The sequence below is a fragment of the Ensifer sp. Root1252 genome, from assembly GCF_001425885.1.
Taxonomy (GTDB): domain Bacteria; phylum Pseudomonadota; class Alphaproteobacteria; order Rhizobiales; family Rhizobiaceae; genus Ensifer; species Ensifer canadensis.
Map to the genome: position 1 here is coordinate 37,800 of NZ_LMDT01000020.1, position 25,706 is coordinate 63,505.

Genomic DNA, 25,706 nt, shown 5'->3' on the forward strand with positions numbered 1-25,706 from the left:
TTAAGGCCAAAATTGCCTTGCGAATCTTCGCCCTATCCTTCGGAACAGGTGTTTTTGTCGCAAGCTCCCATATACCTTTCTCATAAAATAGGCCGTAGTGCTGTCTCGCTCTAAGACGCACCATGGCAATTCCTAGTGCAATGGGGTCGGGTTGAGGCATGTCGAACTCCGCCGGAACGTCGGGGATGGATAGTAGTGGTGGATCGCAAGGCCCACCCGATATCGATGCCCTACAGGCGGCGAAGCTGGTCGAGCGGATCACCGGCAATGCCTGGGCCGCCGATGCCGCGGGCAAACTTATCTATGTGACACCGGCCGCGCTCGCCTTTTTCGGCGCAAGCCCGGAAAGCCTCAATTCGCAGCCGGATAAGAATAGGTTCGACTGGAGTCGGGTCATCCACCCGGAAGATTACGATGCAGCCGCTGTCGCATGGCGCCGGTGCTTGCAGACGGGCGAGCAATACACTGTCGAGCACCGAACGCTGCGTGCGACCGGAATCTATGGCTGGGTGCGCAGCACCGGGCAGCCGATCCGTGACGGGGAGGGCGCAATCGCCGGATGGTGCGGCACGCTAATCGACATCGCCCTCCCCGAAGACACCGATAGCCCGCATGCCGGTCGACCCGCTCGGGACCCCCTTTTGTCGATGGACACGGTACATCCGCACGACAGGCTAACCGACGAGCAGGCGGCTGCGCGAGCCTTCTTTCACGGCATCCCCCAGATCAGAAGCTACCGCCAGCTTCAGGCGGATAGCAGCTACGAGCGGGTTGCGTTTCGTGTGGAGCCGGATCACGGGATCAGCATCGAAGTCGATCCGGCTGTGGCACGCCAGGCCGAGTCCTGGATGACCGCAAGCTCGTTCGGTGAGACGGCTGATGCGGTCCAGGCCGCTCTTGCCATCGAAAAGCTCTATGGCGGCGCTTGGGCGATCGACGTCACCGGACAATTTACCTATGCAACTCCAGCGGTGCAGACCTCTATCGCGATGACGCTTGAGGATCTCAACCTTCTGCTGGATGGCAAATCCTTCCTGGAAGGCGGGCGTCAGGGCTGGCAGCGCGGCACGCATCCCGACGATAGCGAAAGAATGGGAGAGACAGTACGACACGCGCTCAGGACAGGCGAGCATTGGAACTTCGAATGCAGGATCCTGCGTGCCAACGGCGCTTATGTCTGGCACTGGGCTGCAGCCCGCCCGACGCGTGATAGGCAGGGACGTGTTACCGGGTGGTATGGAACTGCATTGGACATCGACGTGTATAAGAGAACCGAGGCTGCACTCCGCGAGCGCGAACGGCAACTGCAGCAGCTTATCGACACCGTGCCGGCGCTGATCTGGAGCGCGATGGCCAACGGAGCTCCGACCTATGTCAACAAACCCTTCACGGAAGTCACCGGGGCCACGCTCGAAGATATGATCGCGCCGGATCAATCGGCTTCGCTCGGCGTCGTTCACCCCGAGGACAGGGCGGCGGCGCGAGAGGCTTTCCTACATTCGGTCGCGACAGGCATCCCGTATATTCAAAGATACCGTCAACACCGTGCCGGCGGTGACTATCGCTGGACCGAGACGCGGGCCGAACCGCTGCGGGATGAATTGGGCACGATCGTCCAATGGTGTGGCGTGAGCTCCGACATCCACGACCTCATAACCACCCAGGAAGCGCTACGCGAGAGCGAGCAACACCTCCAGCAACTCGTCGAAACGCTGCCCGCGTTGGTCTACTGCGCCTTGCCGGATGGCAAGCCGATATATCGCAGCCAGCGGCTCCGCCAATATCTCGGTTTCAATCTCGAGGAAACGGATGGTCTCGGAAAATCCCGACTGGAAGGCACGCTCGACGCCGTGATCCATCCGCACGATCTAGCTGCCGTGAAGGAACGGTATGCCCATTCGCTAGCGACCGGCGAGCCCTATTTGCTACGACATCGCCTAAGGCGCTTTGACGGCGTGTACCGTTGGGTGGAGACCCGTGCTTCGGCAATGCGCAATGGTGACGGCGAAATCGTTCAGTGGAACGGCATCTGCCTGGATATCGACGATCAGGTCCAGACCCAAGAGGAGTTGAGCCGTGCCCAGGAAAATCTCGCCCGCTCAAGTCAGGCCGCCAGCCTGGCAGAATTATCAGCCTCAATCGCGCATGAGGTGAACCAGCCGCTTTCGGCAGTGATGAACTATTCCAGCGCCTGCCAGCGCTGGCTCACCGCCGAGCCGCCCAATATCGAACGCGCCCAGAAAACGCTCGATCGCATAGTTCATAGCGCCAATTCCGCAGCAGATGTCGTCAGCCGCATTCGCGCCCTCTTCAAGCAGTCGACGGATAAGCGTGACAGTTCCGAGCTTGGCGCCGTCGTCAGGCAGGCGCGTGACCTGCTTGCAGAGGAGGCGGGTCGGCGACGCATCAGGATGGATATCGAAGGCGAGAGCGGTCTCCGGCTCGTCCCATTCGACCGGGTGCAGATTCAGCAAGTGTTGGTCAATCTCATGCGCAACGGCATGGATGCGATGGCTTCCGTTTCGAACGACCGTGTTGTCCAGATCCGCGCCTTCCGGGCGGGGGATATGGTGCGCGTTGAGGTCAAGGACAGGGGGCGAGGCGTCCAGTTCCCCGACAAGATTTTCGAGCCGTTTTTTACAACCAAAGATCAGGGCATGGGCATGGGCCTCGCAATTTCCCGCTCGATCGTAGAATCGCATGGCGGTCAGTTATGGGCAGAAAAGAATGAACCGAGCGGCGCGAATTTCGTGTTCACCCTGCCGCTCGACGTGGCGAAGATGCCATGAACCAATAGCCTGCCATAGGGAGGAACGGTATGAACAAGTCTGTGGTAGCGCTCGTCGACGACGACCCGAGCGTGCTTGCTTCATTGGCGGAACTCCTGGAATCGGCGGGATACGAAACCCGCAGCTTCCTCTCGGGCGAGGCGTTGCTCGCTTCCGGGCTTAAGGGCGTTGACGTGTTGATTACCGATATCGGGATGCCCGGTACTGATGGATTCGAACTCCGAGATCTTGCCCGGCAGCAGAACCCGCAACTGCCGGTATTCCTGATCACGGGGCGCCATGAAATCGCCGATCAGGACCGCGCACGCTGCATTGACGGGTTTTTGCGAAAGCCTTTTGCAGGGCACACCCTGCTTGCGGCCGTTCGCGATGCCCTGGACGATCGACAGTGCTGATCAGAATCCACGCTTTGGCATAGCTCCGTCCGCCCGGGCATCGCGACTGTCTTATCAAACAACCAACCGGGTGGAGGGGGCGCAAATGTCTGTTTACATCGCCGGTCGCAGAGTTTCGCGTGGGAGCGCAACACGCTCAACGCGGCCGTCTGTTTTGATCAATCGCAATCACGCCCTATTTTCGGGACGCCCTTTTAAATGCCAGCTCAAGCAACACTGAATCCTCGCGTTCGTAAACGAACAAGCCAGCCTACCCTATTCTCTAGTGTAGCCTATCCTCTCCCTTGACCCCAATCGACTGCTCAGATGCCCCCCAATACACTCAGCCGCATGGGCCGTGCCCGGCACGTTCCAACCCCGCAGAACAGGAGCGCATCATGACGCAGGCAGAAGCAAATCCCCGTACGATGGGGCAGGAGGAGACAATCATGAGCTTGGATAACACCCTACGTGGCGGCCGATCGGCAACCGAAGAATTGGTTCCATCGCGCTACGCGGTGAAGGTCGGCGAAATTGAAGTGCTGGTGATCAGCGATGGAGTGCTACCCCTTCCAACCGCGATGTTGGGACACAATGCCGACCCGACGGAACGCGCCGCATGGCTGGACAATATGTTCCTGCCGCAGGAAGCTTTCGACTGGGCGCTGAACGCGGTGGTGGTGCGCAGCGGCGTGCAGGTGATCCTTATCGACGCCGGTCTGGGGCTGGATCCGGAATTGAACCTGCCGCGGGCCGGGCAATTGGTGAAGAGACTTGAGAGTGCCGGCATCGACCTCGGGTCCGTGACCGATGTCGTACTGACCCACATGCATATGGACCACGTTGGCGGGCTGCTCGTCGAAGGCGTCAAGGATCGGTTGCGTCCGGACCTGCGCATTCACGTTGCCGCCGCCGAGGTTAAGTTCTGGGAGGCGCCCGATTTCACGCATGTCAACATGCCTGCCGGCTTTCCGGATGCACTTCGTGCGGCCGCCAAACGGTTCGCCAAGGAATACCATGACCAGCTGCGGCTGTTCGATGAGGAACACCAGGTGGCTCCGGGCGTCGTCGTCTCTCGCACCGGCGGCCATACCCCCGGGCACAGCGTGGTCCGCGTTGCGTCCGGGAACGACCGGCTGATGTTCGCCGGCGACGCCGTGTTCGCGGTTGGCTTCGAGCACCCCGACTGGTTCAACGGCTTCGAGCACGATCCTGAGGAAGCTGCCCGTGTTAGGGTCCGGCTTTTGCGAGAGCTGGCGGCGACTGGGGAACTGCTGGTAGCTACTCATATGCCGTTCCCGTCGGTCGGGCACGTTGCGGTTGACGGCGACGCCTTTCGTTGGGTGCCGGTTTTCTGGGACTATTAACCGAATATTGACCTAGCCGCCAATCAAGCGACCGCATGCGATCGGACATCCTTGGAGATCGCGTGCGGTTCTTCGCGGCACGGTGCTGATGCGCCGCGCTCTCCCCAATTTTTTGCCCTGCAGCAGTCAGGAAGAGGTTGTGACATGATTGCCATGGAAGCACGCATCGTCGCCGGCACTTCGGTTCCGGGAACGCCGCTCGTCGGCCGAGCGATCGATTATGCGCGGGAGGCTTGTGAGCCCTATCTCTTCAATCACGTCATGCGATCCTGGCTGTTTGCCGCAAAGATCGCCGAGCTGCAGAACATAACGCACGACGCCGAGGTGCTCGCAGTCGGCACGCTGTTGCATGATATCACCCTGAATGAGCGATTTGCAGGGCCCCGCCGTTTCGAAGTGGAAGCCGCCGATCTGGCTCGAAAGTTCGCGACGGAAGCCGGACTCGATGGACGGCGTGCCCAGCTGATCTGGGACAGCGTCGCCCTCAACTCGACCCCCTCGATCGGGCTCTACAAGGAAGCGGAGATCGCACTTTGCACGGCAGGAATCTGCTTTGATGTTGTGGGCCTCAAATACAGCCTCATTCCCTCGTCCGAAGTGCGGGCGATCATTGCCGAGTTTCCCCGGCTTGGGATGAAGAAAAAAATGACCGCATGTTTTTGCCACATCGCCAAAACGCAGCCCGAAACCACCTACGACAATTTTGTCCGGGATTTCGGCGAGCGCCTGGTTCCCGGTTACAGTGTCCCTTCCTCGGTCGATCTCATCGCCGAAGCCCCCTTCGCTGAATGATGCAGCGATATCGGCTATCATTGATGCCGATGCTAAAAACCGGCAGGGGCGTAGCAGGCGCCTCAAAGGCCCAGAGTTGATGTGGCCTCTCGTCTCCTGCTTCTCCGCACGTTTGAGTAGTCGCCACCACAGATCGGACGACAGGAAAATCTTGGAGTGCGTCGGCTTTACGGGGCAAAGCGGCGTGGCCACCTTCATCCTTCGTGCACAGCCGTTTAGCGTGAAGGGTCGCGCAGGATAGGCTCCAAATGTTCTCGTTTCGATTGACCGGTGGATCGAGGGCCATACCGCCCTAGGATCCACCGGTCAGTCAACCCAACGCCTTAGGTCGGATCCTAATCGCCGTAGGGATCAGTAGTCCCACCAAGCCGGGACCCAGCGATAAAGGTCGCCGGCGGCTGCCACACGACCGACCGACGGGAACGGCATGTGCGTCGACACCAGCCAAGATCCGGTTTCCGCCAGCTCTTTCATAAGACGGAGCCGGACGCGGGTTGCTTCCTCTGGGTCGTGTTCAAAGCCGTTATGCCACTCAGGATGGTCGAAGGAAACCGGGAATAGGGCGTCGCCCCCGAACATAAGCCGTTCGCCGCGAGACGAGATCCGGACCACGCTATGCCCTGGGGTGTGGCCGCCGGTGCGTGCGACAACCACCCCCGGCGCCACCTCGGACTGCTCATCAAAGGTGCGCAAATGACTGCCGAACATGTCCATGAACTCGAGCGACGCCTTGCGTGCCAGATCCGCAAGTGCCGGTGGCATGGCCGTAAGCGAGAAATCGGGTGACTTCCAGAATTTGGCTTCTGCCGCGGACACATGGACGCGCAGATCTGCACGCATCCTCTCTTTCACGCCTTCGACGAGCAGCCCGCCAACATGGTCGAAGTGCATGTGCGTCAATACAACGTCGGTCACGGATTCAAGATCGACGCCGGCGGCTTCCAGACGATGGCCAAACTGTCCGGCTCGGGGGAAGTCGGGGTACTCTTCGCCGATACCGCTGTCGATGAGAATCGTCTGGTCGCCGCTACGTACCACCACGGCGTTCAACGCCCAGTCAAAGGCTTCCTTCGATAGAAACCTTTCGTCTAGCCACGCTCCACGTTCGGCTGGGTTGGCATTGGTGGCCATTGACTCGGCTGGAGGTGTCAGCATCCCATCGCTGATAACCACCACTTCGATCTCACCCACCTGAACCGCGTAGCGTGACGGAACCAGTTCGTCCGGCGTCGGTCTTTCCTGCTGGATGATTTTTCGGGGGCTGATTTCTGCTTTCGACATATGCGCTCCTGTTTTCGCAATTCATACGTGCCGGTCGGGCTACATCAGGGAATCTAGTTTGGAGCGTTTTAGCAGTCGACCTACACATGAGTATGGGGCGGTCACGCTCATCCCGCCCGGACTCAAGGAACACAGCCAGGTCTCCTGGTTTGCGTCCGAAATCTCATAATCTTCCGACCGGAACCGGAGCGGAACCGCGGCGTAGTCTCGCCTCCTCGTGCATGTTGATGGATGTCGATACGAGAACGCGGGTGACCAGCGATGTAGGAAAACGGACCTAGGAAGATTCGTTTTTTGAGGATCGATACGGACGATCAATCGTCGGCGCGGAAGGACTGCTCCGGAGATAACGCGGCGGCTCAATGCCGACGGATGCCCGTTCTCGTTCAGGTCTTCGGCGTGGGCAACTCTATTCCCCCTGTTTCCGGCAGCCACCGTCGCGGCGAACTGCCAGCAACTCGTCGAGTCGCGAGGCAACCCAAATCACGGTCATCGACCCCTGCGCGAAGCGATAGCCGAACTCGAAGTCTTCTGTCTCAAGTCTAGCATGAACATGTCGGACAACGGCTGAAGCTACACAGCCGCAGTGATCACCCGTCTTCGTGACCGCTGCAATCGGTCCCTGACCGCGCTGCCAAACCGCGGAGATACTGGCATGATCAGTTCAATCGCTCATCTTCGCCGGAATTTCCTCGCCCGGTACTGGGGTAATGTCGGGCGCTTCTTCCGGGACATCATCAGGTCCCGGCTCCTCAATTGGGCGATCTGGGTCGGGCAGCGAATCGGGCGGAGTATCTGGTGGAACTTCCTCGGGCCTTTTCGGGTCTCTGGGGCCTGGGACGGTAACAACCTGGGGCTCCGAGGGCGTCAGGCCTGCCGGGCCGGGCATCGGAATTGGTTCAGTAGGTTTCGTGCTCACGATGGACTCCTCCTCAGGAGGGCAACTGATACCGCGCCGTTTTTGTTCCGCAAGCAGGGAGGCGAGGCATGAGCGCCGACCCCGCTTCATGCTCGATGGCCACACCATGTGCGTCGGGCTCGCATTGAGGCCATGCCAAGGTGCCGTCGGGCTCATATTGCGTCGTCCACCGCCATACGCTCGGCAAGCATCTTGCGCAGTATCCTAGTCGAGCTCAACCCGGATTACGCGGATGTCGCGGTTCGCGCGTAGCGAAAGCGCGCCCATAAACCTGACGAAGAACCAGCATGAGAAATCTTTCCCATCCGTGCCGGTGGGACCAGAGAGGCCGCCATCGCAGCCCCTCTTTATGGTCATGTCACGGAGATACGCGGCCACCCCCAGACGTTCCCTTGAGCATCCACGGCAGAACCGCGGGCGCTTCAACAAGAATCCCCTTCTTCTTCGCAAACGCACAGAGCGTATCGCGCGCGACACTGATGGGCTTCAGCCCGTCGTGAGCCAGGTAGCACGTCTTCAAGGTCGCATCGTGGATAACATCCTGATCTCCTTCGGACCACTCCTCAAGGAAGTCGATCGCGTCGGCCAGGTTGGTAATCTCGATGACCAGGTCCTTCCTTTCACTCAGGTAAACTGGTCGATCAAACATCTTCGTTTGCATTTCTACCTCACTGAACTGATTGTTTTTCAACAAGGAAAGCGCTTTGCGCTCGACGAAAATTTATTTTCGACGCCGCGCCAGTTCAAGAGGTCTAGCGCGTTTTTTCGCCAAATCTCGCCGTCAGTGCCGCCAGACCCTCCTTGGCGCCTACGCCAAATACGGTCCCGACGCAATCACCATCCCTGACGCTTTGAACATCAAGGAAGACGAGCCTCATCAACATGAAGATGGACCATGATCGCCTCGGCCCACCCGTTTGCCAGCGGCCCGCGGCGAACGCTCCTCGAAAGCCCGCCCCGTTCGCCGGCTTCGACGAGACGGCCGAATGGAAAACTATACTAGCCAGTTTATTGCGGACGTAGATTAGAGGGAAAACTCGCCGGGCCTGAGGCAAAAGCGAGGGATGCCACAGCTGTAATCATGATCTTCATCGGTAGTCTCCTAGGTTCGAACCTCCCGCCAAGGATTGCGGGAGACTTTGGCCTAGGACTATTGCGGAGACGGCGACATACGGCAGGTGTCGTATTTCGACCGTTCCGCGATCCGCGACGCCTCCAGGTGGTTAGCGACTTGTTTCCAACACATTGGCCTCCTATATACCTCGTCGTTGGCATTGCTATGAGCGCTGAATGATTCGCCGCTCGCAAATGCCTCGTCGCTTTAGACTTTTGACCACGGATGTACTGGCACTGGTTGGCAAGCGATGATGAGGAAGGTCGGTGCGGTTTCGCCCCGGCCTTTTTTCATGGGAATTGATCTCAATTTGTTCCTACTCCGGACGAGCTAATTGAGCTTAGACATGCGGTATGTCCTGTGGATGTTCGCTGCTCGTTCTCGCGTTTTAGATTTAGCTTGAAGGCGCACCACCTAGTTTAGCGGGTGATTGGTGGTGTCGGCGCTGTTTCTGATCCGAATTCCGGTTCAAACGCCATGATGCCAAGCACGATCCCCACGAGAATGCAGAGCAGCACGATGAAGATGAGGCCGGATTTGTCCATCGCTCACTTCAGGCTCAGAATGCGAGCAATTCGTGGCAGAGCGTGATCAGAGCAGGGCGTCCGCTTCCAGATCCAGCGCCATAGTAGTGGTGACCTTTACCTCGCGCCGAGAGGTGGATGAATCCCCTAACAATTTCCGCAGGCAGGACAAACGGTAAGCCGCGTGGCCCATGACCACGAAGAACCGGGTCCGTGCCCAGGCCTGCAACCAGTCCTCATTCTCTCCAGTGCAGGCGGCGCGCGCCACATGTTTGCCTGACGTTCAATTTCATCGGGGGAGCGGTGCGGTACTTTGCGGCAAGGGCCAGCGCGAGAGCCCGGAGGTTTGGGAGAATGTCTCGGTGCTCGTCGGCTGCTTGCGCCTGGGCGTTTAGCTCCACCAGCAGGCGCTCATCATCGTCGGCCATTGGTGCCTCCATTAAGCGCTGGCCTTCCGATCCAGCGACAATATCGGGAGCGTGCAAACTTTCAATTTTCTCGAAATCAGTATTACTGGAAGCTTCAACTTGGATCACAGGTCGAACCGCAGACTGATTTCGTGGCGGCTATGATGAAAACTATCATCAAGGCGTCGGCCGTCTGGTCGATCCTGACATGAACGATGTCTCCGCGCGCTGGAAAGCGCTCCGGTCCAGGAACAGTTGGCGAGTCAGGCACTCAACATCGCCAACGATGAGTCGAAGAACATTTTGGCACTCTTCGTAGTCGAGTCGTCCGCGCCGAGACTGCCGTCTATGCCGAAGCGCCGTCGCGGATTGCCTCGAAGGAAGAGCCTTCTCAAATGCCTTGCGAGCTTTCGCACCGTCGGCTCTCACCAATCGCGGCGGCGATTACAGCAAGATCAGTCGGATCAAGGGTAAACCGAACTGATTAACGCCGTAGCCCGTCGCCGCCCGTCAGGTCGTTGCCCTAGAAGTTGCCACCGATACGAACGCCGAATGTGTGGTTCTGCGCATTGCCGTCGAAGCCGAAAGCAGTGCGATAGTCGAAACTGAGCGTCATGTCGTTGTTGAACTTGGCGTCGATGCCAAGCCCGACCGTCAGGTAATCGCGTATGTAACGGTCAAGCTCGAGCGCGTAAGGCATGGTACCGAGATCAGAATATCCCATGCTAGCCTGGCTCGATCCAGAAAAGTCGTGGGTGTACTCCAGCCGCCCGCGCGAGTTGAGCACACCCCACTCCATCGGATTTGCGTGTTCGGCGCGCATGCCGATAACCCCCGCTAGCATATCGAACGTTTGATCACCGAAGGACAGGCTATGCGGTCCTGCCCCCGTCTCGGTAAAGCCATCGAGGCGGGTATGGGCGCCCTCGATACTCCCGTAGGGTGAGAACATCAGACCGTTGTTTCTGTGTTCATAGCCGGCAGACAGTGATCCAAAGAATTGTGTACCATCCCGGCTTCCGGTGGCGAAGTCGCCAGTCGAGGTCACATAGCGCGTGCTGTCGAAGTCGAGACGGCTCACCCCCAGCAGACCGTCGAGATAGAACGGTGTGGGATGATAGCTGCCATAGAGCGCGGCGCTGAATGCCTGCCCGGTGCTGGTTGTGGCGCTTGAACCGATGTCGGTCCTGTCGCGACCGTAACCGAAACCGAATCCGGCGACCATGTCCGGCGCAAACCGATGATCGACGCCGCCGCTGACGCCGACGAGGGTGTGCCCGAGATCGATGTTGCCGCCTTCACTGGTCCCGAAATTGACGAACCCGCCAGTCCAGAAGGCCGTGTCGCCAAACATGGCGTTTATCGGCTCCACTGCGTTCCCAGCTTCCGTGCCTGGTTCTTTCTGCGGCCCTCCCATGGTGCGACCGCCGGGATCGTTGCCCGGTCTTTCCACCTCGGCTCTCATACGCTCGCTCCGGTCGGCGTTTTGCGTGACGCCCATGCGAATATCGAGCGATTGCGCATGTCGGCTCTCGTCGCCATGCAGCCGCTCCAGGCGATCGTTGAAATTGCTGATCTGGGTGGTGGCAAGACGCTGAGCAGCCTGTGCCTGTGCGTTGATGAGGCCGATCACCTCCGCATCCTGCGACGGATCGGGGCGATAAATGCCGCCAAGCGCCAGACTGTAGGTCGCCGTGCCGGTCAGCCCGTTCTGGTCGCGCACCGTGAGGACGAGGGTGTAGTTCCCCGGTGTAGTCGGCAAGCCGTGGATCGTGCCCGTGCGCGCTTCGATGTCCATCCCTTCCGGCAGCCCGGTTGCCGAGTAGCTGTAGGGTGCAGTGCCGCCTGATACGGAAACAGCCCGGGTGTATTCGACGCCGGCGACCCCTGATGGAATTGAGCCTGACGCCGGCGAGAAGGTGAGGGTGGGTGAGACATAGGTAAAAGCGGCAGGCAAAGTGGCCGTACCGCTTGGCGCCGTCACTGAAACATCGGTTGAACCCGCGACATTGGCCGGGGCGATGGCGGTGATCTGGGTATTGCTGACAACCGCGATGCTGGTTGCTGCCACACGGCCGAGCATCACGCTAGTCGTGCCATTGAGATGATTGCCGGTGATCGTGAGGGCTGTTCCACCCCTCGTGGAACCGGTTGCAGGAGAAATCCCCGTTAGGCGTGGCGGAGCAGGAGCGACAACGATAGTGTAGCTGGCCGAAGCCGAGCCTGAGGTTACAGCGGTCGCGGTGACGTTAATGGGGAAGGCACCATCTGCGGTTGGTGTTCCAGTGATCTTACCGGAAGCCCCGTCGATGATGAGGCCAGCTGGCAGCCCGGTAGCGCTGAACGTGATGGTGCCGGCACCGCCGGCCGCGGAAATCGAACCATCGTTGTACGCGGCACCGACCACACCCGCGGTCAAGGCAGAGCCTTCAGCCGGTGTCAGGGATACAGGGAGTGGGGCCGCCGCGATCACAATGATATAGCTCGCGGCGGCGACCCCCGAGGTTGCTCCAGTTGCAGTAACAGCAAGGGTGAACGTCCCAGCGGCCGTCGGCGTTCCGGTAATTTCACCGGTCTCAGGATCAATGGACAGGCCTGATGGCAGACCGGTGGCCCCGTAGGTGATAGTGCCGGCACCACCAGACGCGGAGATCGAACCATCGTTGTACGCGGTGCCGACCACGCCCGCGGTCAACGCAGAGCCGTCGGCCGGTGTCAGGGATACAGGCAGTGGGGCCGCCGCGACGACGATGGTATAACTCACGCTGGCCGTGCCGGAGGTTGCTCCGGTTGCGGTAACAGCAACGGTGAACGTTCCATCGGCCGTCGGCGTTCCCGTGATCGCACCGGTCGCAGGATCAATGGACAGACGGGAGGGCAGACCGGCGGCACTGTACGTAATGGTTCCGGCACCACCGGTCGCGGAAATCGAACCATCGTTGTACGCGGCACCGACCAAGCCATTCGACAGGTTCGAGCCGTCGGGCGGCGTGAGGATCATCGAGGGAGCAACGTTCCAAGGTGTTCCACGGGTAAAAGCCAGATTTCTATTTCCTGCTATGTTGCTGACGGCATTTGCCAGAACATCAAGGCGAAGGGTGCCTGATCCGGATATATCGCCGACCCGGACGGTATAATGAATGTTGTCCGAGGTCTGGATTAACGCCAGCCTCCCGATAGCGGTGCCGGTCGATGTCAGCACCAGGTCGGAGCCGGTAAAATCCGTGACGGCTTCGGAGAAGGTGACATCAAACGTCACGCTGACGGCGTCGGACGCAGGGTTGCCGATCACACCGGTCGAAATAACCTCAGGTCGCGGAGCTGCTGCTTCGACTGTAAGCGTATAGGTCACCGCTTTCGAATGGGCACGCGCGTTAGTCGCCTGAACGGTGAAGGTGAAGCTACCCGTTTCCGTCGGCGTTCCCGACAGTTCGCCGGTATCGGCCAGCGTCACACCTGCGGGCAACGTGCCACTGGTCAGCGTATAGACAAAATCCAGATTGCCGCCCGTCGCGGCGATCGTCTGATTGAGGGCGACGCCGATTGTTGCGTTGACCAACGCCGCAGGCGAGATGGTAATTTCCTCAAAGCTGAAAGAAATCGAGCAATCCGACGTGATGGGATTGGTGTACCATGCAGCGCCCACAGCGTGAATACCGCATCCGCTGGGCTCACGATATGTCGCGCCCGCATCCGGTGAGACGTTCCAGAATGCTATTATCCGCTCTTCGGAAACTTCCACAGGACTACTGATCGTCGTCTGGGGATCGTCATTGAAGGTGACATTGATAACACGGCCGGGGCCGTAGGATGACCAGGAAACCGAGTGGTCCTGGGCGGGCGCCGCAATCACCGGAACTGTCTGTGTAGCCTTTTGCGAGTCGTTGAAGTTGGCGTCTCCCATATGTTGGGCGCTCACCACGCAATCACCAGCATTCAGAAAAGTGACAACACCGTTGGAAACAGTGCATATGTCGCCGCTTTCCACCTTGACCTCGACAGGCACGCTCTGGCTTACGCGCATCGCGTGAGCGGTCACATCATATGTCTGACCGACAATCGCCTGCCTAGGTGGAACTGTATCGAAATAGATGCTTTGGTCGGCCTTGGCGATATCGATGACAACGCCACTGCTGATGCCGGGCTCATGGTTCTCGTCGCCGGAATAGACAGCGGTGATGATATGCTGGCCAGAGCCAAGCTCATTGGTTGTGATGGTGAGGGCGGCCCCATTGCTGGTATCGAACGAAACTGTGCCAATCCTTGTATTTCCATCCATGAAGGCAATTTCGCCGTTCGGTTTGCTGCTCGTCCCTATGACGAGCGCCTTGATTTCCACCGACTGGCCGTAAACTCTGCCTTTCGGCAGTTCGTACACCAGGACGATCGAAATTGCCTTTGTGATCGTCAACGTCGCGGGCCTTGAATAGGCGCTCTCACCGTCCTTGCTGACTACAACGCGATATCGTGTGCCGGTTTCGCTGACGCGGACGGGCTTGAAGGTGTATGTACTCTCGATGGCACCTGGAATTGTCGAGAAATCATGCCCGTTGGTACTGACCTGCCATTGATAAGTCGCATCGCTAGCACTGGTCGCGACGGAAAACGTGACGAATTGCCCGGCCGCTACCGTCAGGTCCTGGGGTTGCTGCGTGATAGCAGGAGGGGCGGCTTGCGCTGGCGAGCCGCACAATAGCATGAGCGTTACAAGCAGAAATACTGACCAGCCGCGTCTCAGTGTCTTCCACGCCTGTGACGAATCCCAGCGCGCTCCATGGAGGCTTTGGTTTTTAAAGAAAAAGGTCTCAGTGGGGATCATACGAACAAGAAGCTCAGTGGGAAATAAGAAGACGCGCAGCCTTCATTGATGCACTTGAGTGGCCCCCCGCGGAACGAACCGGCGCCACCAACGATCGCCACCATGGCAGGCGCCTGCCGCCGGCTCAGACGCCGGCGATCGTCAACCCGGCAAGACCCGACGGCCTTGAAAGCCTGATGATGCTTGGAAGCCAACGAGCGAGCATTCCGTCGCCACTAGAATTTTACGCCCAGACCAATCTTGACGGTCTGCTGGTCGACATCGACGTTGATGCCCTGCAGGTCTTTATCCCCGTAGTCGCTGTACCTGTATTCGGCGCGGCCGAAGATGTTGCTGGTGAAGGCGTAATCCAAACCGGCGCCGACCGTGTAGCCGTTGAACGTTGCTTCCTCTTTGCCCAATCCCGGCACATCGACATAGCCACGCGTCGCCGCCCAACCGGCTGTGGCATAGATGAGCGCGTGATCTAAGGCATAGCCAACGCGTCCCCGCACCGAGCCTGCCCAATCGGTGCCGAAATCTGCGCCGAAGATTTTCTGTTCGTTCCAGTTGTATTCGAGATCGCCTTCAACGCCGATGATGAGCCTATTGTCGAATTGATAATTATAGCCGGCGAACCCACCAAAGAGGCCACCATTGGCATCTTCGGATCCGGCGATGCCGAAGCCGGAGAATTTACCATTGGCCCAACCACCGCCGCCCTGAATACCGAGATATGCTCCCGACCACACAAAGGTGGACGCATCGACAGCAACAGACGTTGCGCTATTTTCGGGAGCGACATCAGCAGCCATTGCCGTAGATGCGGTGAGCCCGAGAATGGCAGGTAGAAGGAATGTTCTCATGTGGTCGGCTCCGATTCCGTGCGAAACTATCGTTGAATTGACGGTCCGCCGGACTGGCAGGCAGCCATCGTAAATTAACGTCCCCGAGCAGCGACGTCCCGTGGTGATGGCAGCGTGAAGGCCTCCAGCGCGCCAATTGCGCCCAGACAATCAATATTCCGGAGCTGATGGTAAGTATGAAAAAGAGCGGCCGCGTAAATCTATCCCAGCGCGCAAATGGCACCGTTCAAAATAATCACATTACGCAAAAGTCAGCTGGTTGCCTGCGAGCGCATGTGGCAACTACCAACGTCCCCATTGGGACGCTCGGTCGAACCAGTTTTGCGATTCGCTGATCCCTGCCATCCGGTATCTTTGCGCTACGGCCGCCCGCGCCTCGCGCGGCGTGATGCCGTAAAGGCGCTGAAAAGCGCGCGTGAAATTGTGAGCGTAGGTAAAACCGTGTTCGAGACCGATTTCTCCAATGGATCTGTGTGCCTGAGCGGGATCGCGAAGTGCCCGGCGCGCCATTTCCAGGCGCCGCTCCTGAATATAGGAGGCAACGCCGCCATCTTTTGAAAAGAGATAGGCGAGCTTGCGCAATGAAATCGTGAAGTGTGCTGCAATCTGAAAGGGCGACAGATCAGGATCCAGTGCATGAGCGTCGATATAACGGCGGATAGTTGCCAGTTGCGCCCCGGCTATTCCGTGCATCGTATCTTCTCTCGGGACACCATTGAGGGTGGCGGCGATAAGTTCGAGCGTCGGCGCTACCAGCGTCGCCGCCTGCTTCTCGTCGAGTTGCGGCAATAGACGGAAAAGGCTGTCGATGTGGTTGCGGAGCAACCCGACCATCGGCTCGCGAGCCGCGAGCACTCTCATATTGTGGTCATCGGGGTTGATCAACAATCGGGCCAGCAGTGAGCGGGGGACGAAGAGAGTAAGATTGCAGAAATCGCTTGCTGATCCCGCATGGGCCTGCGCCGCGTCATGAACGATCATGTCTCCTGGCCCGGCGTAAGCTTCTTCTCGACCGTCATGGCGTCGCCAATGACCATCGATGAAAAACTGTATTTCGAAATGGTCGTAACCGTCCGCGCCAATGCGATAGTTGGAACGACTAAGTTTTTGGGCCACGCTTACACAGTGTGTAAGCAACAGGTCTCCGAGGCGAAATGTACAATGTGCGGTGTGAAATTCATTTGCCTGAAAAATGTTGAAATCGTAGAGCGAACCGGCTGATTCTTCCCAGAATGCGAGAGCTTTCTTTAGAGGGATTGCGCGCGTATCCGTTTTGAACAAAAGCGTGGGGTGCTCTTTTTTGGTCATCGCTCTTCCAGTTTCCCTCCACAGCAGCATCAAAACACGTCTTCATCAACATCCTAGGGTTTCTGCGCGGCATTGCCCTACAAGTGTCTCACGGGTCTTGGAAAGAACCATTTGTAGGTCGCAGATCGATCATCTTACAAGTCCTGTTGATTGCCGAGTTTCCCTGTCAGCATTCGGCACGGATGTTATATGACTCTGTTGCCAGTTTTCATTTTGGTTATGAAGGGTCCAAGCCTCTCCTGAAACGGGAGGGAAGATGGGTCTCAGGTCATTCATGCAAGAGTCTTGCCGCCGGCCGAGCGCGTGGACTGGGGCGCTTGACGCATCTCGCGGCGATTGCAGGGGCGCAGAGCACTCTGTCGACGCCCAGCGCAGCAGCTGGGAGTAGCTCGTCAGACGTAGCTGAGCGGTTTCTGCCCCGTTTGGACGGCCTGGAGCAAACAGGGAAAAGATCGTCAGGCCGAGGTCGAAAGGACCGCGGTGGCGAGTACCTCCAGACGTATTCCGTCGGAAAGAAGATCGACGACGACGGTGGCACGGACCGGGTAGGGCGCTGAAAAGAACTGCCTATAGACCCGATTCATGCCGGCTGCGTCGGCCTTGTCTGTGAGATAGGCCTGGATCTGCACGACATCGGCAAGCGTGCCGCCCGCCGCCTCGAGCGCCTGTTGCAAATTGAGGAACACCTGGCGCGCCTGCGTTTCGATGTCGCCGGTGATCAGCTCGCCCGTCGTCGGGTTTTTCGCAATATGGGCGGAGCGCACGATAGGGCCCGACTTGACCGTGGCGCTCAAAGGCGCCTTTGACGCAGCGATGCCGGTTTCGACTTTCTCAAACACAATCCGCTCCCTTATGTATTGTTGCCGAGAACGGCGTGGGCGAGGATTTCGATGCGAAGACCTTCAGTAAGTAGCTCCTTCACCACCACGGTCGCACGTACCGGATAGGGCTCCCTGAAGAACTCGGCGTAAACCTTGTTCATGCCGGATGCATCCGATCTTTCAGTGAGGAAAACCTGAACCTGCACCACATCGGCCAGTGTGCCGCCTGCGGCACGGATCGCGATGTCGAGATTTCCCAGTGTTCGGCGCGTCTGGGTTTCAATGTCGCCGGTGACGAGGTCGCCGTTCACCGGGTCCTCCGATATGTGGACCGACCAGACGAGGTTGCCGGCACGCACGACTTCGCTGACTGGCACGTCGCAAGGGTCTGATCCGGTATCGATGGCTTCAAACATTTTGTTCTCCAAGGAAGTAAGGCTACTCATTCGGGTCGCGCTTCGAAGTGGGTCACAAACTTCGTGTTGAGATAGCCGTCGAAGGTTTCAACTCCGCCTTCGCTACCATAGCCGCTGTCGTTGATGCCACCGAATGGCGTTTCGGGTAACGCCAGGCCGAAGTGATTGATGCTGACCATCCCGGCGGCAAGCGCTTGCGCTGTGTGCTGGGCTCGACTGCTCGAAGCGGTGAACACGTACGAAGCAAGGCCAAAAGGAAGGCTGTTGGCGCGGCGGATCACGTCTTCAAAACCAGAAAACGGTGTAACGGTCGCAACGGGACCGAAGGGCTCCTCCTTCATCAGTTGCAGAGCGTCACAGCCGCCGGCGACGACCGTTGGTGCATAGAAGAAGCCGGCATTGCCGATGCGGGTGCCGCCGGTCACGATCTCGGCCCCCCGGTCGCGAGCATCCTGTACGAAGCCTTCCATGGCCGTCACCCGGCGGGCGTGGCAGAGCGGTCCCATCTGCACCCCTTCGTCAAAGCCATTGCCAACCTTCGTTGCGGCTACCTTGTCGGCGAAGCGTGCAAGGAAACGGTCATACGCTGTTGCCTGAACGTAGAAGCGGGTCGGCGAGACGCAGACCTGCCCGGCATTGCGGACCTTCTGGGCGGCAAGCGCGTCGGCAGAAGCTTCAATATCGCCGTCGTCGAAGACGATTACGGGAGCGTGGCCGCCAAGCTCCATCGTCGACCGCTTCATGTGGCGGCCGGCGAGCGAAGCGAGCAGCTTGCCGACCTCGACAGAGCCCGTAAACGAAATCTTCTTCACCTCAGGGGCCGCCAGCAGCGTCTCGGAAATATGCGAGGACGATCCCCAGACAATGTTGAGGCAACCGTCTGGCAGCCCCGCCTCCTGCATGAGCCGGCCGATCGCGACCGAGGAGGAGGGCGATTCCGCCGGGCCTTTCAGAATGATCGTACAGCCGCTCGCCAGGGCCGCCACGACTTTGCGTAGCGCCTGGCTGAAAGGGAAGTTCCAGGGGGTAAAGGCAATGCAGACGCCGACGGGCTCGCGGGTGACCACCTGTTGCACACGCGGATCGCGCGAAGGGACAAGGCGACCGTAAATGCGTCGCGCCTCCTCCGCGTGCCAATCGGCATGGTCAGCCGCGAATCGAATCTCTCCGATTGCTTCTGCAAGCGGTTTTCCCTGGTCCATCACCATGCTTCGGCCGATGTCTTCGGCATGCTTGCGGGCGAGTTCGGCGAAGCGGCGCAGAACCTGTCCGCGGTCAAGCGGCGAGCGGTCTTTCCAGCTATCGAATGCACGCTGCGCGGAGGCGACGGCCGCCGCGAGATCGACGTCAGTCGCATGGGGCAAATGGCCGATGAGCGTACCGCTGGCAGGATCGATGACCGCGTCCCGCCGCTCGGTCTCATAGATCCAGCGGCCGTCGATCAGCATGCCGAGCCGTTCATAACAATGTGGCGGACGGTTGGAGATGGCGATCTGCGGCATCACGCGATGTAGCCTTGGCTGCGCGCCCACGAAAGCGTGTCGTCGAGGGCAAGCTGCATGCGGGTCATGAGATCGTCAATCTGCATCTCGGAAATGATCATGGCCGGGCATAGGCTCACCATGTCGCCAAGACCGCGCGTAAGGACTCCGCGCTCGGTCGCGAACTTGCCTGCATGGTTGGCGACCTGCCAGGTGGGCGGAAAGCTTTCCTTCGTCCCCTTGTCCTTGACGAATTCGAGGCCGGCCACAAGGCCAACACCGCGGGCCTCGCCGATCAGTGGGTGTTCGCCAAGCTTGCGAATGCCCTCCTGGAAGCGCGAGCTGACGGCGCGGACGTGGGAGACGATGTCGGTTTCTTGGTAGATCGTCAGTGCCTCCAGCGCGACGGCGGCCGCGACTGGATGACCGCCATAGGTGAAGCCGTGCGAAAAGGTGCCGATCTTGCGGCTCTGGTCGACGAGGACGTCCGCGATCTTCTCGTTGATCATCAGCGCAGAGATCGGCATGTAGGCGGCCGAAAGCTGTTTTGCGCAACTGATCATGTCCGGCTTCAGTCCGTAGGTTTCTGACCCGAACATGTTGCCGGTACGCCCGAAACCGCAAATGACTTCGTCTGCGACCAGAAGGATATCGTACTTCTTCAGCACCGCCTGGAGCTTTTCGAAATAGGTCTTCGGCGGTGTGATCACTCCCCCAGACACCATGACCGGTTCGGCGAAGAACGCCGCCACCGTTTGCGGGCCCTCTTCAAGTATCATTGTCTCAAGGTTGCCGACTAGCCGGGTCGCAAAGTCCTCCTCGCTCTCGCCGGGTTCGGCAAACCGCCAGTAGTGCGGGCAGTCAGTGTGCAGGAAATTGGCGATCGGCAGATCGAAATCGCGATGATTGAACGGCAGGCCCGTGAGGCTGGCCGTGGCGACCGTTACGCCATGGTAAGCCTTGCGGCGCGAAATGATCTTCTTCTTCTCAGGTCGTCCGACCGCATTGTTATAATACCAGACAAGCTTAATCGCCGTATCGTTCGCCTCGGAGCCGGAGCCGGCGAAGAAGACTTTTGACATCGCAACAGGAGCCATTTCAAGCAGCTTCTCGGCGAGACGGATGCCCGGTTCCGTCGATTTGTGGGCGAAGGAATGGTAAAATGGCATTGTCTTCAATTGCCGCGTCGCCGCTTCCACCAGCCGCTGCTCACTGAAACCGAGACCGGCGCAGAAGAGGCCCGCGAGACCTTCGATGTAGCGCTTCCCTTCATCATCGATCACGTAGATCCCTTCGCCGCCAGTGATTACATGCGGCCCCACCTCCTGGTGAACCGCAAGGTTGGTGTAGGGATGGACGAGGCTTTGCCGGTCCAGGGTGTGGAGGGAGTTTGGGCGGTCGTTCATGGCAGGCTCCAGGGTATGCTTGAATTGCTTGGCGATTGTCAGGCGATGACGTGCACGTCTTCGCTACGCCAGGTGACGTGGCACTCCGAGGCGCCGTCGAGTCTTCGTGCATCGACGCCGGGTACGCGCATGCGGATCGCTTGGCTGCCGAGCTTTCCGATGACCAGAAGGTTGTCGCCGTAGTTGATGGTGCTGTCGATCTTCATCGGCTGGCGCCCAGCCTCCGCCCCGACAGCGAGACGGATCATTTCTGGACGCAGCAGCAGCTCGGCCTTGGTGTTTCGGTCGCCACCTGCAGCCTTCGTGTCGACGACGCCGACTGGCGTCTCGAAACGGCCACCGCCAAGCGAAGTGGCGGCAATGATGTTGCTGTCGCCGATGAAAGAGGCGACGAAGCGGCTCTTCGGCGCGAAATAGATTTCGTTCGGAGTGCCGACCTGCTCGATGCGTCCCCCGTTGAAAACGGCGATCCGGTCCGACATGGTCATGGCCTCGGACTGATCGTGGGTGACATAGACCATGGTGACGCCGAGATCGCGGTGGATGCGCTTCAACTCCACCTGCATGTGCTCGCGCAGCGCCTTGTCGAGTGCGCCGAGCGGTTCGTCGAGCAGAATAACATCTGGCTGGAAGACGAGCGCCCGTGCAAGGGCTACGCGTTGTTGCTGGCCCCCGGATAGCTCGGAGGGGACACGTTTCTCGAAACCCTGCAGGCCGACCTTCGCCAGCGCCTCGCGCGACCGGCGGTCCTTCTCCGCCCTCTCCACGCCCCGCATGCGCAAGGGGAAGGCGACGTTGTCGGCAATCGTCATGTGCGGGAAGAGCGCGTAGTTCTGGAAGACCATACCGATGTTGCGCTTGTGCGGCGGTAGTTTGTCGATGGCACGCTCTCCGAGCCGGATTTCGCCGCTCGTCGGATGCTGGAAACCGGCAATCATCATCAGTGTGGTTGTTTTGCCGGAGCCTGAGGGTCCAAGGAAGGAGACAAATTCGCCGGCCTTGATGTCGAGCGACACGTCGTCGGCCGCCATATGCTTGCCGTCGTAGCTCTTGTTGACGCTGCGGAGTGTGAGGGAACGGGCGTTCATGGCTTTGCTCCTTGATCAGGATGCCGCGGGAGCGGTGTTGGTGGCGCCGTTTTCGAGCGGCTGACGCGTGAAACCGGACCGGCGGCGCAGGAATTGCGGTGCAAGCCAGATTGAGATGCCAGCCAGAACAAGCAGGAAAAGGAATGAAGAGGCTGCCGAGATCGTCGGATCCGCCTCCTGGCGGACGGCATTGAACATCTGGCGCGGCAGGGTTGCCTTGTCGCGGCCGGAGATGAAGAGCGCGATAACGGCTTCATCGAAGGATGCGATAAAGGCAAACAGGCCGGCAACCGTGAAGGCGGGACGCAAGATCGGGAAGGTGACCAGCCGGAACGTCGTGAAATGTGATGCACCCAGGCTCATCGCGGCCCGCTCGACGGATTGGTCGAACCCTTTGAGCGCTGCGGTCAGGATCAACGTCGCCATGGGCATGGCGATGCAGCTATGGGCCAGGATGACGCCCAGGTAGCTCTGCACGAGGCGCAATTGACCGAAATACATGTAGTACCCGAGCGCCATGACGATGGTTGGCACGATCATTGGCAGCATGATCAAGAGATTGAACAATCCACGTCCGAGGAAAATGTGCCGCACGAGAGCAAAAGACGCGGGGACCGCAAGGCTGAGCGTTACGAAGACCGTACCGATGCCGATGATGACGCTGTTGACCAGCGGCTCTGTCCAGTTCGGGTCGGAGAAGAAATTGATGTAGTTCGCGAGCGTATAACCCGGCGGCGGGAAAGTCAGCGAGGCTGCCGAGCTGAACGACATAGGAATGACGATGAACATCGGCGCGGCAACGAAGACGGCGATGAGGAGCGCAAGCGCGCGGAGGAACGGGTTCATCGGCCGCCTCCTGCCCAAAGCCGGTCGAGACCGAAGAAACGGTTGTAAAGCGCGTAGACGGCAAGCGTGAGGCCGAGCAAGACGATGGAGATCGCCGAGCCGAGACCGAAATCGAGCGTCTGCTCGATCTGGTCGCCGATGATACCGGCGATCATCTGGTCGCGCGGGCTGCCGAGCAGGACAGGCATCACATAGAAGCCGAGGCAGGTGATAAAGACAAGCGTGCAGCCGTTGACGATGCCAGGTGCCGAGAGCGGTAGGTAGACCGCAACGAAGGCCCGGAGTGGGCTCGCACCGAGGCTTTCGGCAGCGCGGACATGGAGAGGATCGATGCGCTTCATGACCGAGAAAAGCGACATGGTCATGAAAGGGATCAGCGCATGGGTCATGGCAAGCGTTGCACTGAAGGTGGTGAAGAGCAGCTTGGGTGCCGGATCCCAACCGAGCCAGGTAAGGAGTGCTGTGACCGGTCCCTGGTTGCCGAGGATGACCATCCAGGCATAGGTGCGCACGAGATAACTCGTCCAGAATGACAGAGCGACCACGGTCAGCAGGAAGGTTGCGAAGCGTTTCGATCCGTTGGCGGCGGCATAGGCCAGAGGATAGGCGAAGAGAAGCGCAAGGGCCGTGACCAGGAACGCGGTCCTGAAGGTCTGGTAAATGACGGACGCAAACAGGCCCGAATGCAGGAGACGGCCAAAGTTCTGCAGGCCAAGAGCGGGCTGCGAGACGCTCATCCAGCCCACATAGGCAAGCGGTACCAGGAACAACACCGCAAGGAAAACCGCTGCCGGGGCCATCAGCGGTATCGGGCCCTCCGCAATGGGCGAAAACGATCTCTGTTTCATGTCACTGCTCCCTCAGTACCCTAATCGGGAAAACCCGATCCTCATGCCGTTTCACCTGTTTTCAGATCCTCCCGGTTCCGCTTGTTGCGGAACCGGGAGGTTTGGATCAAAGACCGACCCAGCTCTCGAAGCGGCTGCTCAGCTCGTCGATCTGGGCCGTCAGCTTGGCGCCGTCGAGCATGACAGCGCGGGCGAGGTGATCTGGATAGGTCGGCATGGTCTTGGCCACGTCAGCCGGAATGAAATCGAACGACTTCGGGTTCATCGGGCCATTCTGGTCGGCGATGCAGAACTTCGCGAGGCCTTCGGCATTCTGGCCGATATGGCTGATCAGCTTGAAGCCGTTTTCGGCCCTCGGACTGTCCTTGGCGACGATCCAGCACGCCTGGTCGACGATCGCCTGATCCCAAACGATCTCGATCGGATCCTTGGAAGCCTTCTTGGCGCCGGCAGCATCGCTGTCCCAGAGGCCCGCCATGTCGACCTCGCCGTCGGTCAGGATCTGGCGGGCCTGCGGGCCTGCCGTCCACCAGACGCGAACGTTGTCCTTGACCTTGTCGAGCGAGGCGAAGGCACGGTCGAGATCATAGGGGAAGAGCTGGTCGGGGGAGACGCCGTCGGCGAGGAGCGCGATGGCGAGAATGCGGGCGGCATGGCGCTGCAAACTGCGGTTGCCCGGGAACTTTTCGACATTGAAGAAATCGGTCCAGCTCCTCAGCCCGTCCGGATACTTCGCCTTGTTGTAAGCCAGCTGCGTGGCGAAGCCGTGGGTCGACAGGCCGTTTTCATAGATCGCGCCCTGCCACAGTTTCGAGGTGTCGACGTGGTCGCCGAGCGTTTCCAAGAGGCCGGCGGCATTTGCACGGGCGACGTCGGCAACACCGAGCGTGGTGACGTCGAACTCAAAGACGCCAGTCGTCCTCTGCGCTGCGAGCTTGGCAAACGAGATCGGCGAGACCGTGCGGATCTCGATACCGGTGTCGGCTGTAAAGGGATCGAAGAGGAACTTCTTGACGGAGGCTTCCCAGTCGCCGCCCCAGGTGTTGACATAGAGTACATTTTCTTCAGCGCTTGCACGGCGCACGAAAGGTGATGCGAGCATTGCGGCCCCGAATAGGCCTGCACCGAGTACGGCGCGTCGCGAGACCGGCATTGCCGATGCTTTCTTGAACGTGTCCATTCGTTGTTCTCCTTAGTCGAACGGTCGTTGATTGCTGTTCCTCGTGGCCGCTCGCCTCCCGGCGGCGGCCCTTCTTTTGTTGGATTCCGTTTCCGGATCGATCAGTCGGCGCGAAAGACCTCGCCATAGAGGCGCAGCCAGTTGTCTCTGAGGATCTTGTTTGCCTCTTGCTGGTTGAACCCGACGCGCTTGAGTGCGGGCGCCACGTCCTGAAGGTTTTCCGGCCTCAAGAGCCATTCCGGCTTCGGCACTGCACCGGGGGTTGCCGCCGAGCCGGCGCCGTACTGGATGGAGCGCGTCCAGCGGCCCTTGCGCATCCAGTCGTAGTCACTCTGGGTGTGGTTGTGGGAAATGTCGGTACCGATGCCGACATGATCGATGCCGGCAATGTCGACCGTTCGCGCCACCATCTCGCACCAACCATCAACGCTCGCGCAGGCACTTTCGGGCGTAATGTTGCGGTAGGCGACGCAGCCGATGACGCCTCCGCGTTCCGCGAGTGCCTTGATCACCTTGTCGGACTTGTTGCGCTTGTGCGCAAAGAGCGAGGCCGCGTTGGCATGGGTGATGGCGACCGGTTTTTCGGACCATTCGATGGCGTCAAGCGTCGTGCGGTCGCCGACATGAGAAAGATCGACGAGCATGCCGACGCGGTTCATCTCGCGTACAACGTCCCTGCCAAATCGGGCGAGACCGCTGTCATTCTCCTCGTAGCAGGAGCCGCCAAGTTCGTTCTGGTTGTTGTAGGTGAGCTGTACGACACGCACGCCGAGCTCGGCGAAGAATTCCACATAGGCGATGCGGTCTTCGAAGAGGTTGGAGTTCTGATAACCGAGCACGATCGCAAGCTTGTTCTCGCGCCCGGCGCGCTCGATATCGGCGGCTGTGCGGGCAATCAGGATGATGTCGGCGTTTTCACGTTCCATGTCGCGCCAGCGAGCAAGGGAATCGAGCGACTCCATCGTCCCCTCCCAAAAGCCAAGTGTCGGCGTGACGGCGCTGTAGCCGCCACGTTTCAGGGCTTCGAAGGATTCGCGGTTGAAATGGCCGCATTGCAGAGCATCGATAATCATGGTCATTC

Annotated in this window: 20 protein-coding genes; 4 read left to right on the forward strand and 16 right to left on the reverse strand. The window is 59.5% G+C overall.

Features of this window, described 5'->3' with window-relative positions; genetic code table 11:
• The first annotated feature begins 185 nt into the window (after window positions 1-185).
• The 4 genes from ASD02_RS19965 (at window position 186) to ASD02_RS19980 (ending at window position 5,322) form a co-directional block, all read left to right on the forward strand.
• Complete coding sequence (locus ASD02_RS19965; RefSeq protein WP_244494246.1) at window positions 186-2,789, forward strand: PAS domain-containing protein; 2,604 nt, start codon at window positions 186-188, stop codon at window positions 2,787-2,789.
• Between the two features lie 29 nt (window positions 2,790-2,818).
• Window positions 2,819-3,184 (forward strand): response regulator, encoded by a 366-nt coding sequence (locus ASD02_RS19970; RefSeq protein ID WP_057208208.1) that lies wholly within the window; start codon window positions 2,819-2,821, stop codon window positions 3,182-3,184.
• 428 nt (window positions 3,185-3,612) lie between these two features.
• Window positions 3,613-4,530: an MBL fold metallo-hydrolase gene (locus ASD02_RS19975; protein ID WP_225906472.1), complete on the forward strand. Its 918-nt coding sequence runs from the start codon at window positions 3,613-3,615 to the stop codon at window positions 4,528-4,530.
• A gap of 144 nt (window positions 4,531-4,674) precedes the next feature.
• Window positions 4,675-5,322 (forward strand): hypothetical protein, encoded by a 648-nt coding sequence (locus ASD02_RS19980; RefSeq protein ID WP_057208212.1) that lies wholly within the window; start codon window positions 4,675-4,677, stop codon window positions 5,320-5,322.
• Between the two features lie 351 nt (window positions 5,323-5,673).
• Here ASD02_RS19980 and ASD02_RS19985 read toward each other — a convergent pair whose 3' ends face one another.
• The 16 genes from ASD02_RS19985 to ASD02_RS20065 all read right to left on the reverse strand — a co-directional run bounded on the left by ASD02_RS19985 (window position 5,674) and on the right by ASD02_RS20065 (window position 25,698).
• Entirely contained in the window at window positions 5,674-6,603 is a 930-nt protein-coding gene (locus ASD02_RS19985) for an MBL fold metallo-hydrolase (protein ID WP_057208214.1), read from the reverse strand.
• A gap of 1,277 nt (window positions 6,604-7,880) precedes the next feature.
• A complete protein-coding gene (locus ASD02_RS19995; protein WP_057208218.1) occupies window positions 7,881-8,183 on the reverse strand; it encodes a DUF982 domain-containing protein in 303 nt (100 codons plus the stop codon).
• Window positions 8,184-9,055: 872 nt separating this feature from the next.
• Window positions 9,056-9,181, reverse strand: a complete 126-nt coding sequence (locus ASD02_RS38340) for an exopeptide (protein WP_107028007.1) — start codon at window positions 9,179-9,181, stop codon at window positions 9,056-9,058.
• 215 nt (window positions 9,182-9,396) lie between these two features.
• Complete coding sequence (locus ASD02_RS20005) at window positions 9,397-9,696, reverse strand: hypothetical protein (RefSeq protein ID WP_156408423.1); 300 nt, start codon at window positions 9,694-9,696, stop codon at window positions 9,397-9,399.
• A 394-nt stretch (window positions 9,697-10,090) separates the two neighbouring features.
• Window positions 10,091-14,386: a putative Ig domain-containing protein gene (locus ASD02_RS20010; protein WP_082555576.1), complete on the reverse strand. Its 4,296-nt coding sequence runs from the start codon at window positions 14,384-14,386 to the stop codon at window positions 10,091-10,093.
• A 215-nt stretch (window positions 14,387-14,601) separates the two neighbouring features.
• Window positions 14,602-15,231 (reverse strand): outer membrane protein, encoded by a 630-nt coding sequence (locus ASD02_RS20015; RefSeq protein ID WP_057221023.1) that lies wholly within the window; start codon window positions 15,229-15,231, stop codon window positions 14,602-14,604.
• A 282-nt stretch (window positions 15,232-15,513) separates the two neighbouring features.
• Window positions 15,514-16,539 (reverse strand): helix-turn-helix domain-containing protein, encoded by a 1,026-nt coding sequence (locus tag ASD02_RS20020; protein ID WP_057221024.1) that lies wholly within the window; start codon window positions 16,537-16,539, stop codon window positions 15,514-15,516.
• A gap of 455 nt (window positions 16,540-16,994) precedes the next feature.
• Window positions 16,995-17,378, reverse strand: coding sequence for a RidA family protein (locus tag ASD02_RS20025; protein WP_057221025.1), 384 nt, complete (start codon window positions 17,376-17,378; stop codon window positions 16,995-16,997).
• Between the two features lie 11 nt (window positions 17,379-17,389).
• Window positions 17,390-17,776 carry a RidA family protein gene (locus ASD02_RS20030; RefSeq protein ID WP_057221026.1) on the reverse strand — a complete coding sequence of 129 codons (387 nt, stop codon included), beginning with the start codon at window positions 17,774-17,776 and terminating at the stop codon, window positions 17,390-17,392.
• Window positions 17,777-17,802: 26 nt separating this feature from the next.
• Window positions 17,803-19,278 carry an NAD-dependent succinate-semialdehyde dehydrogenase gene (locus ASD02_RS20035; protein ID WP_057221027.1) on the reverse strand — a complete coding sequence of 492 codons (1,476 nt, stop codon included), beginning with the start codon at window positions 19,276-19,278 and terminating at the stop codon, window positions 17,803-17,805.
• The gene (locus ASD02_RS20040; protein ID WP_057221028.1) at window positions 19,278-20,663 is read right to left on the reverse strand and encodes an aspartate aminotransferase family protein; all 1,386 of its coding nucleotides are present in this window, start codon (window positions 20,661-20,663) and stop codon (window positions 19,278-19,280) included. Before ASD02_RS20040 ends, ASD02_RS20035 begins: the two co-directional genes overlap by 1 nt.
• 38 nt (window positions 20,664-20,701) lie before the next feature.
• On the reverse strand, window positions 20,702-21,751 hold the full coding sequence (locus ASD02_RS20045) for an ABC transporter ATP-binding protein (RefSeq protein ID WP_057221029.1): 1,050 nt from the start codon (window positions 21,749-21,751) through the stop codon (window positions 20,702-20,704).
• A gap of 15 nt (window positions 21,752-21,766) precedes the next feature.
• Window positions 21,767-22,597 carry an ABC transporter permease gene (locus ASD02_RS20050; RefSeq protein WP_057221030.1) on the reverse strand — a complete coding sequence of 277 codons (831 nt, stop codon included), beginning with the start codon at window positions 22,595-22,597 and terminating at the stop codon, window positions 21,767-21,769.
• Entirely contained in the window at window positions 22,594-23,445 is an 852-nt protein-coding gene (locus ASD02_RS20055) for an ABC transporter permease (protein WP_057221031.1), read from the reverse strand. Before ASD02_RS20055 ends, ASD02_RS20050 begins: the two co-directional genes overlap by 4 nt.
• Before the next feature lie 106 nt (window positions 23,446-23,551).
• Window positions 23,552-24,625 carry an extracellular solute-binding protein gene (locus tag ASD02_RS20060; RefSeq protein ID WP_057221032.1) on the reverse strand — a complete coding sequence of 358 codons (1,074 nt, stop codon included), beginning with the start codon at window positions 24,623-24,625 and terminating at the stop codon, window positions 23,552-23,554.
• A gap of 101 nt (window positions 24,626-24,726) precedes the next feature.
• Entirely contained in the window at window positions 24,727-25,698 is a 972-nt protein-coding gene (locus ASD02_RS20065; protein ID WP_057221042.1) for a dipeptidase, read from the reverse strand.
• Window positions 25,699-25,706 lie beyond the last annotated feature (8 nt).

Bases quoted from the DNA above. Each gene is read 5' to 3' on its own strand.
- ASD02_RS19965 (WP_244494246.1), top strand. From the start codon at position 186: ATGGATAGTAGTGGTGGATCGCAAGGCCCACCCGATATCGATGCCCTA.
- ASD02_RS19970 (WP_057208208.1), top strand. From the start codon at position 2,819: ATGAACAAGTCTGTGGTAGCGCTCGTCGACGACGACCCGAGCGTGCTT.
- ASD02_RS19975 (WP_225906472.1), top strand. From the start codon at position 3,613: ATGAGCTTGGATAACACCCTACGTGGCGGCCGATCGGCAACCGAAGAA.
- ASD02_RS19980 (WP_057208212.1), top strand. From the start codon at position 4,675: ATGATTGCCATGGAAGCACGCATCGTCGCCGGCACTTCGGTTCCGGGA.
- ASD02_RS19985 (WP_057208214.1), bottom strand. From the start codon at position 6,603: ATGTCGAAAGCAGAAATCAGCCCCCGAAAAATCATCCAGCAGGAAAGA.
- ASD02_RS19995 (WP_057208218.1), bottom strand. From the start codon at position 8,183: ATGCAAACGAAGATGTTTGATCGACCAGTTTACCTGAGTGAAAGGAAG.
- ASD02_RS38340 (WP_107028007.1), bottom strand. From the start codon at position 9,181: ATGGACAAATCCGGCCTCATCTTCATCGTGCTGCTCTGCATTCTCGTG.
- ASD02_RS20010 (WP_082555576.1), bottom strand. From the start codon at position 14,386: ATGATCCCCACTGAGACCTTTTTCTTTAAAAACCAAAGCCTCCATGGA.
- ASD02_RS20015 (WP_057221023.1), bottom strand. From the start codon at position 15,231: ATGAGAACATTCCTTCTACCTGCCATTCTCGGGCTCACCGCATCTACG.
- ASD02_RS20020 (WP_057221024.1), bottom strand. From the start codon at position 16,539: ATGACCAAAAAAGAGCACCCCACGCTTTTGTTCAAAACGGATACGCGC.
- ASD02_RS20030 (WP_057221026.1), bottom strand. From the start codon at position 17,776: ATGTTTGAAGCCATCGATACCGGATCAGACCCTTGCGACGTGCCAGTC.
- ASD02_RS20035 (WP_057221027.1), bottom strand. From the start codon at position 19,278: ATGCCGCAGATCGCCATCTCCAACCGTCCGCCACATTGTTATGAACGG.
- ASD02_RS20040 (WP_057221028.1), bottom strand. From the start codon at position 20,663: ATGAACGACCGCCCAAACTCCCTCCACACCCTGGACCGGCAAAGCCTC.
- ASD02_RS20045 (WP_057221029.1), bottom strand. From the start codon at position 21,751: ATGAACGCCCGTTCCCTCACACTCCGCAGCGTCAACAAGAGCTACGAC.
- ASD02_RS20050 (WP_057221030.1), bottom strand. From the start codon at position 22,597: ATGAACCCGTTCCTCCGCGCGCTTGCGCTCCTCATCGCCGTCTTCGTT.
- ASD02_RS20055 (WP_057221031.1), bottom strand. From the start codon at position 23,445: ATGAAACAGAGATCGTTTTCGCCCATTGCGGAGGGCCCGATACCGCTG.
- ASD02_RS20060 (WP_057221032.1), bottom strand. From the start codon at position 24,625: ATGGACACGTTCAAGAAAGCATCGGCAATGCCGGTCTCGCGACGCGCC.
- ASD02_RS20065 (WP_057221042.1), bottom strand. From the start codon at position 25,698: ATGATTATCGATGCTCTGCAATGCGGCCATTTCAACCGCGAATCCTTC.